This is a genomic window from Methanobrevibacter sp., assembly GCF_017410345.1.
GTDB lineage: Archaea > Methanobacteriota > Methanobacteria > Methanobacteriales > Methanobacteriaceae > Methanobrevibacter.
On the sequence record NZ_JAFQQZ010000019.1, the window covers coordinates 1 to 2,757 of the forward strand.

Genomic DNA, 2,757 nt, shown 5'->3' on the forward strand with positions numbered 1-2,757 from the left:
CAATGCTTCTTACAATGTCTTTGAATACATTGTCATCAATGTATTTTCCTTCCTCTCTGCTTTCCTTTACCTTCTTCACGATTTGGCAGAGTTGGTCATTGGTTACCTTGAATCCGCATTCGTCAAGCTTTGCCTTCACAGCTCTGCAGCCGGAGTGTTTTCCCAATACCAATTGCCTTTTTTGGCCTACGAGTTCAGGCAAGAAAGGTTCATAAGTGAGAGGCTCTTCAATTACAGCATCCACATGGATTCCGGATTCGTGTCTGAATACGTTTTTACCTACAATAGGTTTGTTGTATGGAATGTCCAATCCGGTTTTCTTGGAAACCAATTCGGATAGCTCTTGAATGTGTTTAATTTTAAATCCTAAGTCCTTACCATATAAAAATTTTAAGGACATTATGAGCTCTTCAAGGGAGGCATTTCCTGCTCTTTCCCCAATGCCATTTACAGTGGTTGAAACTGCACTTCCTCCTGCGAGCAATCCATAAATGGAATTTATAACAGCCAATCCGAAGTCATTGTGACAGTGCATAGCTATTTCAACGTCAGTGACTTTTCTAAGTTCCTTAATTAAGAATGTGATTCCTTGTGGGGTGATTGCACCAACAGTGTCAGCAATATGCACTCTGTCTGCACCATAGCTTTCCGCTTTTGAGTAGACTCTCTTTAGGAAATCCAGGTCGGTTCTTGTTGCATCCTCTGCTGAAAATGCTACAAACAATCCATGGTCCTTAGCATATTCGATTGATTTCATGCAGATGTTCAATGCTTCCTGCCTTTTGATATGCATCTTATGTTCCAAGTGAATGTCGGAGGTTCCCATGAATGTGATGATTCCATCAACATCACAGTCAAGAGCCCTGTCAATGTCTCCCTTTTTGGTTCTTGCCAAACAGATGATCTGTGCATCCAATCCTTCGTTGGCTATTGCCTTGACTGCAGCTGATTCCCTCTCTGAGACGATTGGGAATCCCGCTTCGATTTGGTGGATTCTTAATTGATCAAGCTTTCTGGCTATTTCCAATTTGTCATCCAGTGAGAAACATACTCCAGGGGTCTGTTCCCCATCTCTTAAAGTTGTATCATAAATAGTAATATTTTTAGGGAATTTGTATTCCTCTTCCTTGTTGAAAGGACTTGTATAATATTGCATCTTTTTCTCAACTCTTTTTCTTGTCTTTAAAGTATAGTTTTTAATTTATTCTTATGGTTTTTACCATATTTCAAATAAATTTTCTTTAGTTTAAATTTAATATGATAAGTTATGTATTTTAAGTTATGTATTTTTGTTTTATAAACTTTTATATTTCTTTCTAAATCATATGGAATATTAATTTTCAATTTCAATTATTTTTCTCATCCAACTCTTCCAGCAATTCCAGATAGGAAGTTCTTTCAAAGCCGTCTGTGATTCCTAATTTTTCAAATAATTCAAATATGCTGGTTTGCGCTTCTGTATAGTCTGCATTGTCTTCCAAGCTGATTTCTATTTCCATATAAGGTTCCAGTCCATGAACATTGTCCAGGCTTATTTCATAGTTTTCATACTTGTAATACTCTCGGTCTTTGATGACTGTCCTGACTTCATTGAACCCTAAGTTTTCAAATATCTTGCTGCATTTGTCGGCATCTTCAATCTCCATTTCAACCTCTTCCCTTGTCTTGCTTTTTGCATCTATTTTCGGGCCTTTGTAGGTAATGAATAGATTGTGATTTTCATCGGATCTTGTCTCCCTTATTCTCAATGCCTCATCGGTTTGCGCAAAATCCCTTACAGGGCTGTTGAAATATCTGTCTTCCTGACGTTCTGTTTTGACTTTGATTGCACCCAGATTATCCAGTTCTTTTCTCATTTCATCAAAACTGCTTATCTTGGCCTTTACTTCTACTTCAATCATATGATTATCTCACTGTTTTAATATTTTTTAAATTTTCTATAAAATATTCCTCTAAACATTTTTTAATTTTCTTATTCAATTTTTATATATGTTTCAAATGCATTTATAAATAATCCTATTCAGTTTTTATTAATACTTTGTACCTAAAAAGTATTACTCTTTATATGCTTTTTAAGCATAACTTTATATACTATATAAATGATATATTTTATTAGTAAAAATTTTATATAAAAAAATTATTAATTTTAACTGTTTTTTTATTGTCAATTTTATTTTATTTGTCAAAAATAAAAATTATGTTAATTTTATAAAAATTTTACTTACTTTTTTTTTAAATAATTTGGAGGTAATAAATTGACCGATGTTGATATAAAAATAGAGAACATTGTAGCTTCTGCAAGCATTGGCAAGGATATTGTACTTACCGATGTGGCTGAGGCGTTAGAAGGTGTCGATTTTAACAGAGAACAGTTCCCAGGTTTAGTATTTAAGCTTCAAGAACCTAAGACTGCTGCTTTAATTTTCAGTTCCGGTAAGCTTGTATGTACTGGTGCTAAATCTATCGACGATTCAAAGTTAGCTATTAAGAAAACTGTCGATCTTATGAGAACTATTGATACTGAAATTCCTCATGAGTTTGATATTAAAATTCAAAACATTGTTGCTTCCGCAAATTTACAATCTACATTGAATTTGGAAGCAGTCGCTTTGGAATTGGAAAACACCGAATACGAACCGGAACAATTCCCTGGTTTAGTATACCGTTTATCTGATCCTAAAGTTGTATTATTATTATTCGGTTCCGGAAAAGTTGTTTGTACTGGAGCTAAAACCAAAAAAGACGCTAGGTTAGGTG

Annotated in this window: 3 protein-coding genes; 1 reads left to right on the top strand and 2 read right to left on the bottom strand. The window is 34.3% G+C overall.

The genetic code is table 11. The annotated features are described in order from the left end of the window. Both IJE13_RS02170 and cyaB read right to left on the bottom strand, forming a co-directional pair. Nucleotides 1–1,156 (bottom strand): homocitrate synthase family protein (locus IJE13_RS02170; protein ID WP_292776519.1); only part of this gene is annotated, 1,156 nt, incomplete at its 3' end. 190 nt (nucleotides 1,157–1,346) lie between these two features. Then, on the bottom strand, nucleotides 1,347–1,901 hold the full coding sequence (gene cyaB, locus IJE13_RS02175) for a class IV adenylate cyclase (protein ID WP_292776522.1): 555 nt from the start codon (nucleotides 1,899–1,901) through the stop codon (nucleotides 1,347–1,349). Between the two features lie 354 nt (nucleotides 1,902–2,255). On the opposite strand from cyaB, the gene IJE13_RS02180 reads away from it, so the two are divergent. Next, on the top strand, nucleotides 2,256–2,757 hold a 502-nt coding region (locus IJE13_RS02180; protein ID WP_292776524.1), incomplete at its 3' end, for a TATA-box-binding protein.

Excerpts from the sequence above, each read along its gene's own strand:
- cyaB (WP_292776522.1), bottom strand. The coding sequence starts at position 1,901 with ATGATTGAAGTAGAAGTAAAGGCCAAGATAAGCAGTTTTGATGAAATG.